Below are 7,377 nucleotides of genomic sequence, written 5' to 3' on the forward strand. Positions count from 1 at the left end.
GCCCACGTCTTCGCCCCCTACTTCGAGTCGTGGACGGGGGAAAGCCCGGCCGCCCTCAGCGCCCAGTCCGGGGCCAAGCACCTGACCATGGCGTTCCTCCAGACGGCGACGAAGGGCTCTTGCACCGCCTACTGGAACGGCGACACCTCGCTGCCCATCGCCTCGTCGTCCTTCGGAGCCGACATCAAGACGATCCAGGGGCGCGGCGGGGACGTCATTCCGTCCTTCGGCGGCTACACGGCGGACACCACCGGCACCGAGATCGCCGACAGCTGTACGGACGTCGACCAGATAGCCGCCGTCTACCAGAAGGTGATCACCACCTACGACATCCCCCGGCTCGACATGGACATCGAGGTCGACGCGCTGGACAACGCCGCCGGCATCGACCGGCGGAACAAGGCGATCAAGAAGGTCCAGGACTGGGCCGCCGCCAACGGGCGCAAGCTGGAGATCTCGTACACCCTGCCGACGACGACCCGGGGCCTGGCACCCAGCGGTCTCGCCGTGCTCAAGAGCGCCGTGGCCAACGGCGCGCGGGTCGACGTCGCCAACCTCATGACGTTCGACTACTACGACAACGCCGCCCACGACATGGCGCAGGACACCAAGACCGCCGCCCAGGGACTGTACGACCAGCTCGCCAAGCTCTATCCGGGCAAGAGCCCGGCCCAGCTCTGGGGCATGATCGGCATCACCGAGATGCCGGGCGTCGACGACTTCGGACCGGCCGAGACATTCACGCTCGCCAACGCCAGGCAGGTGTACGACTGGGCGGTCGCCAAGGGGATCAACATGATCTCCTTCTGGGCGCTCCAGCGGGACAACGGAAGCTGTCCCGGTGGCGCCGCCGCGGACAACTGCTCCGGCATCGAGCAGAACACATGGGACTTCTCCCGCATCTTCGCGCCCTTCACCAGCGGCGACACCGCACCGAAGGACGACTTCTCGGTGACGGCGAACCCGGCCGCCGGGACGGTCAAGGCCGGTGGCTCCGTCAGCGCGACGGTGAAGACCGCGGTGACGGCGGGCTCCGCCCAGACCGTGAAGCTCGACGCCTCCGGCGCGCCCGCCGGTGTCACCGCATCCTTCAGCCCCGGTTCGGTGACCGCCGGAGAAGCCTCGACGCTCACGCTCAGCACGACCGCCGCGGCAGTCAACGGCACGTACGAGATCACCGTCAACGGCGCGGGCCCCGCGGCCGCCCACTCGGTGACGTACTCCCTCACCATCACCGGCGGCAACGGCAACCAGTGCACGGCGGCCCCCTGGGCCGCGAGCTCGGTCTACACCGGCGGCCAGCAGGTCTCGCACAAGGGCCACACCTGGAAGGCCAAGTGGTGGACGACGGGCGAGGAGCCCGGCACCACCGGACAGTGGGGCGTCTGGCAGGACCTCGGGGCCTGCTGAGCCCGCTGAACCCGCGCCCCGCGGTCCGCCACGACGGCGGACGTGTCGAGCGACGAACTGAGAAACTGTTCCCGACCCGGGGCGGCAGGGCGCCCCGGGGCAGGCACGAAGGGGGACGGAGCGATCGGTGCCACGGAAGTGCAGGGGCAGGCCGACGGGCTCGACGGTCTGCTGCGCGAGGTGCGGCGGCAGGTCGGGGGCGCGGCCGAGCCGGACATACGACGGGTGCTCGACTGGCTGCACCGGCAGACCGGTGCCCACGTCGCGCTGGTCGCCGACGACGCGCACAGCGTGGAGTCGGCCACCGAGGACTTTCCCTCGGGCGTGTTGCGCCCGATCGCGTCGCTGCTCGCCCGCCTGAGCACCGGGGAGCTGGCCTCGGCCGTGACCCGGGCCAAAGAGCTGCACGTGCGCTGTGAGGGCATCGGGCCGGACGGGCCGCGCCCGGTGCTCGTGGTGGCCGGTGCCGCGGAGCCCGCCCCGGAGACGGCCGCCCTGATCCCCCACACCAGCAGCGTCCTCGCCATGCTGCGCCGGGCGGGCGACAGCGATCGCAGCATGCGGGACTACCAGCGAAAGGCACGTCAGTTACGGCTCGCCCTGCTGCACGCGCTGATGGCCGGAGGGCCGGTACTGGCCCGGCGGATGACCGGTGGTGACGTTCCGCCGCTGTTGGAGGCCGGACGGCTGCGCATCCATCTGCTGCGCTGTCCGACGGCCGACCGCGACCGCATCGCGCGGATCCATCAGGACCCTTCCGGCTACCACGGCCGGGACCTGGTGGTGCACTGCCCCGCCTACAAGGAACATCTGATCTGCCTCGTCGCGGACGACGAGGAGGAAGGCGCCCCCGGAGGCCGTGGCCGACCGCCCGGACTGGGCGAGACCCTGCTCCGTCTGGTCAGGGACAACCCGCGCTACGCACTGGGCATCAGCGGCGCGCACCCCCTCGGGGCGACGGCCGAGGCCTACAGCCAGTCCGCGCACGCCCTGGCCGCCGCCCGCGCCGCCCCCGGCCGCGTGGCCTTCTACCACGGCCAGGCCTCGCTGCAGAGCCTCCTGCCCGCGCAGCCCGCGGCCCACTGGGCCCGCACGCTTCTGCGGCCGCTGGACTCGGTTCCCAAGACCAGCGCCGACATCACCCGTCTGGCCATGAGCGTGCCCCGGTCCGGTGTGGCGCGTCTGCTGGGCCTCAGCCGCAACACCGTCACCGCGCACATCAGACAGGTGGAACAGGCCCTGGGCCAGAACCTCACGGACGTCCGGTGTCATGCCGCCGTGCACCTGGCCTTCGCGCTCAGCGGTGCGGCCGCCGACCCGCCGGGCGACGCCCACCAACCACCCCCCGGCCTTGACGACCTGCTGGCCGTCGAAACCGCCGCCGCCTGGGCCCAGACCCTGCTCCGCCCCCTGCAGGCCCGCCACCGCCGCACGCTCCAGGCCTGGCTCGACACCGACACCGACGCCCAGCGGGCCGCCCTCCGCCTGGGCATCAGCCGCAACACCGTCCGGGCCCACCTGCGGACCGCGGAGGCCGTCCTCGGCGTCGACCTGCTCACCCACGGCACCGGCGTCCCCGACCTCGTGCACGCCCTGCGCATCCTCGAACTCCGGCTGCGCTGAGCACTGCGGCGTTGATGCGGAAGCACTGAGCACCGTGCACAACCGAGGCCCGCCGTTGCGCACCGTGCACCATGGCCGCGGACCGCCCGACCTTCTAGCGTCTGTACGGGTCGGCGGCGCCCTGTGTCACTCCGCCCTCGACGCGCACGGGGGAGTTGCCCGACAACAGCAGCACGTCAGGAACCGGACACACGGAAGGGGACGCGAAGTGATCGAGCACCACATGCGGACACTCATCGCGCCGTGCAGGCGCAGGACGGCCCGGAACCTCGTTCTGGCCGCGCTCGCCGCCGCCGTGGCGATCCCGCTGGTCGCGGCGGCGCGCGCCACGCCGACCACAGCATCACGTGCCGCCCGGACACCACGGATCGGACGTCGCACGCGGTGTGTCACCGGGAATCCCCGAGAACCGGCCCGTCGGCGTGGAGGGCCGGGGCTGCGTCAGCCACAACGACCCGTGCGGGGGACGGGTCGTTGTGCGGTCCGTGTCGAGGGGTGGCGGGGCTCGCCCCTCACCCCTCGACGGGCGGCACCGGCAGGACCTGGCGCAGGTGGGGATCCGGATGGAAGTCCCTGCGCCACTCGCGCGGATAGCCGACGGACGCCTCGATGTGCGGCACCCCGTCGTGCACGGTGGTGCGCGGGATGTGCAGATGGCCGTAGACGACGGCGGCCGCGTCGTACTTCACGTGCCAGTCGGCGGAGCGCTCCGTGCCGCACCACAGGGCGAACTCGGGGTAGCGCAGGATGCGGGTGGGGTCGCGCAGCAGCGGCCAGTGGTTGATCAGGACGGTGGGCAGGCCCGCCGGGCGCTCGGCGAGCCGCTCCTCGGTCTGCTTCACACGGGCGCGGGACCAGTCGTCGCGGGTGGCGTACGGGTCGGGGTGCAGGAAGTACTCGTCGGTGCAGACGACGCCCGCCTCGTGGGCGGCCGCCAGCGCCTCTTCCTTCGTGTGCGTGCCCTCGGGGCGGAAGGTGTAGTCGTAGAGGAGGAAGAGCGGGGCGACAACGACGGGGCCGCCCGGCCCGCGCCACACGGGGTAGGGGTCCTCGGGCGTGGCGATCCCCAACTCCCGGCAGAGCGCGACGATGTGCTGGTACCTCTCGTCGCCGCGCAGCTGGACCGGGTCGTCCTTGGGGGTCCACAGTTCGTGGTTGCCCGGCGACCACACCACCTTGGCGAACCGGCCGGCGAGCGTGCGCAGCGCCCACTCGATGTCGGCCATGCGCTCGGCGACGTCGCCGGCGACTATCAGCCAGTCGCCGTCCGACCGGGGTCGGATGGTCTCGACGTACTTCCTGTTCTCCGCGTACGCCACGTGCAGGTCGCTGATCGCGAGCAGCTTCGGAGTCTTCTCGGATGCCATCACGCTGCGAGGCTAACCGAGGCGGCCCGCGGTGCGGCCGCCGAGCCTCACCGCCAGTGCTGACGACGGGCCTTCAGTGGTGATCGCCCTCGCCTCGCCGGACGGCCAGATACTCCTCCGGTGTCGCCTTGGGCACCTGCGCCTTCGGGCCGTACATGGCGCGGGCCAGACGCGCACGGATGCGTTCGGACGGGCGGACCTTGCGGGTGACGCCGTTGGCGTCGACGACGGGGCCCAGCTCGTAGGGGCGGGGCTGCTCGTGGGCGGTGAGGCGGTACAGCTCGGCCTGCGGCAGCCGTTCGTGGATCTCGACGTACTCGCCGTGCGGGAGGCGCCGGATCGTGCCGGTCTCCCGGCCGTGCAGCACCTTCTCGTGGTCCCTGCGCTGCAGGCCGAGGCAGATCCGGTGCGTGACGAGGAAGGCGAGGACGGGCACGACGAAGGCGCCGATGCGCACGAACCACGTGACGGCGTTGATGGAGAGATGGAAGTGGGTCACCCACAGGTCGTTGCCGCCGCCGACCATCAGCACGCCGAACAGCGTGAGCCAGGCGACACCGAGGCCGGTGCGCACCGGCGCGTTGCGCGGGCGGTCCGCGATGTGGTGCTCCCGTCGGTCGCCCTTGACCCAGGACTCGATGAAGGGATAGACGCCGATGGCGAGGAGGATCAGCGGGAAGAGCGCGAAGGGGATGAAGACGCCCAGGTTGAGCGTGTGGCCCCAGGCGTTGATCTCCCATCCCGGCATCACCCGGATCAGCCCCTCGGAGAACCCGAGGTACCAGTCGGGTTGGGCGCCGGTGGAGACCAGGTCGGGGCGGTAGGGGCCCATCAGCCAGACCGGGTTGATGGTGGCCACCGCGCCCATGACCGCGAGAACGCCGAAGACGAGGAAGAAGAAGCCGCCCGCCTTGGCGATGTAGACGGGCAGGAGCGGCGCCCCGACCACGTTCTTCTCGGTCTTGCCGGGACCGGCGAACTGGGTGTGCTTGTGGTAGAAGACCAGGATCAGGTGGACGACGACGAGCCCCAGCATGATGCCCGGAAGCAGCAGGATGTGGATGGGATAGAGCCGCGGGATGATGTCGTCCCCCGGGAACTCTCCGCCGAAGAGGAAGAAGGAGAGGTACGTCCCGATGACGGGGGTGGCGAGGATGGCGCCCTGCGCGAAGCGGATGCCGGTGCCGGAGAGCATGTCGTCGGGGAGCGAGTAGCCGGTCAGGCCGGTGATGATGCCGAGGAACAGCAGGGTCCAGCCGAACGCCCAGTTGAGTTCGCGCGGTTTGCGGAACGCGCCGGTGAAGAACACCCGCATCATGTGCACGAGCATCCCGGCGACGAAGACGAGCGCGGCCCAGTGGTGGATCTGCCGGATCAGCAGGCCGCCGCGCACCTCCATGCTGATGTCCACCGTGGATTCGTACGCCCGGGTCATCAGGATGCCCTTGAGCGGCACGTACGACCCGTCGTACGCGACTTCGGTCATGCTCGGATCGAAGAAGAGGGTGAGGTAGGTGCCGGTCAGGATGAGGATGATGAAGCTGTAGAGGCAGATCTCCCCGAACATGAACGACCAGTGGTCGGGAAAGATCTTGCGCATCTGGCTCTTGGCCAGGGTGTTGATGCCGAGTCTACCGTCCGCCCAGTCGGCGATCCGCTCCCCTTTGCCGAGCCGTACAGGTCGTGCAGTCGTCCCGGTGCGCTCGATGCGTCCGCTCATGCGACTCCCTTTCAGGCGGTTCCAGGGTAGGTCGCACGGGTGACGGTTCCAACAGCCGCGGAAGTGACAAATCAGCCCGGGGGCGTCAACCGGTGCAGCCGCAGGGCGAGTTGGATCTCCAGGGTGCGGGCGGGCGTGTTCCAGTCGTCACCGAGGAGCCGTGCCACGCGTTCCAGGCGCTGTACCACCGTGTTGACGTGGACGTGCAGGGCCGTCTTGGCCTTGGTGAGGCTGCGGTCGTGGCCGAAGTACGCCTCCAGGGTGCGCACCAGCTCCGTGCCGCGTTCGGCGTCGTAGTCCAGGAGGGGGCCGAGCGTCGCCCGCACATAGCCGCCCAGGTCGGCCTGTTCGCCGATGAGCAGCCCGACGAAGCCGAGGTCGGCGAGGGCGGCGCCGTGCCCGGTGTGGCCGAGGGCCCGCAGCGCGGAGAGGCAGCGCAGGGCCTCGGCGTGCGCGGCGGGCAGTCCGGCGGGGCCGGTGACCGGGCCCGCGGCGCCCACGGTGACCGGGGCGCCCACGGTCTGGCCGAGCGCGGCGGCGAGCGCGACGGCGTCGCCGCCCGGGGTCATGGCGGGGGTCACGATGACCACGTCGTCGTGGTGGAGCCCGGCCAGACCGCTGTGGGCGCGGGCGGTGCGGTGGGCGGCGGCGAGCAGCCGGGGGCGGGGCGCGCTCTCGCTGTGGGCGACGAACACGGCGTGCGGCCGGTCGAGCCGGACACCGAGGCGGCGGGCGCGCCCGGCGAGGCCGACGGGGTCGCCGGAGGTGGCGAGCAGGTCGCCGAGGAGTTCGCCGCGCACCCGGTCCTCGGTCTCGGCGACCGACCGGCGCAGCAGCAGGAGCAGCGCGGTGACGACGCCCGCCCGCTCGAACAACCGCCGGTCGGTGTCGTCGAGTTCGGGGCGTCCGGTGAGGGCGATGCTGCCGAGGAGTTCGGGCCCGGCGAGGACCGCGCACACCCAGGTGCCGTCCTGCGGCACGGCGCGGCCGCTGGCGCGCGAGGCGGCGACGGCGGGGGCGGGTGGCGGCAGGGGTCCGGTGCCGGTGCGGGCCAGTTCGAGGCCGTCCGCGTCGTGGATGAGGGCGCCACCGTCGAGGAGGGCGGCGATGCCGTCGGCGACCTCGTCGGCGCCGCCGCCGCGCAGCACGAGATCGGTGAGCTGGTCGTGGGCCTGCTCGGCGCGGCGCATGGCCCTGCTGTGCGCGCGGATGGTCTCGGTGGCGGCGTTGAGGTCGACGAGCGCGGCCCGGGTCTCC

5 protein-coding genes are annotated in these 7,377 nt (G+C 71.7%); 2 read left to right on the forward strand and 3 right to left on the reverse strand.

Annotation, left to right across the window (positions count from 1 at the left end; all coding sequences use genetic code 11):
- Nucleotides 1-1,410: glycosyl hydrolase family 18 protein (locus tag AOK03_RS36775; protein ID WP_055569725.1), on the forward strand; the 1,410-nt coding region annotated here is incomplete at its 5' end.
- Between the two features lie 138 nt (nt 1,411-1,548).
- Nucleotides 1,549-3,033 (forward strand): helix-turn-helix domain-containing protein, encoded by a 1,485-nt coding sequence (locus AOK03_RS36780; protein ID WP_055569726.1) that lies wholly within the window; start codon nt 1,549-1,551, stop codon nt 3,031-3,033.
- Between the two features lie 512 nt (nt 3,034-3,545).
- Here the strand turns inward: AOK03_RS36780 and AOK03_RS36785 are convergent.
- From AOK03_RS36785 to AOK03_RS36795, 3 genes are all read right to left on the reverse strand, one after another.
- Nucleotides 3,546-4,400, reverse strand: coding sequence for a metallophosphoesterase family protein (locus tag AOK03_RS36785; protein WP_055569727.1), 855 nt, complete (start codon nt 4,398-4,400; stop codon nt 3,546-3,548).
- A gap of 73 nt (nt 4,401-4,473) precedes the next feature.
- A complete protein-coding gene (qcrB, locus tag AOK03_RS36790; protein ID WP_107098205.1) occupies nt 4,474-6,120 on the reverse strand; it encodes a cytochrome bc1 complex cytochrome b subunit in 1,647 nt (548 codons plus the stop codon).
- 71 nt (nt 6,121-6,191) lie between these two features.
- The coding region (locus AOK03_RS36795; RefSeq protein ID WP_208609673.1) for a PucR family transcriptional regulator at nt 6,192-7,377 on the reverse strand (1,186 nt) is incomplete at its 5' end.

The organism is Streptomyces atriruber (assembly GCF_001418325.1).
Classification (GTDB): Bacteria; Actinomycetota; Actinomycetes; order Streptomycetales; family Streptomycetaceae; genus Streptomyces; species Streptomyces atriruber.

Coding starts and splice junctions, on each gene's coding strand:
- AOK03_RS36785 (WP_055569727.1), bottom strand. CDS start 4,400: ATGGCATCCGAGAAGACTCCGAAGCTGCTCGCGATCAGCGACCTGCAC.
- qcrB (WP_107098205.1), bottom strand. CDS start 6,120: ATGAGCGGACGCATCGAGCGCACCGGGACGACTGCACGACCTGTACGG.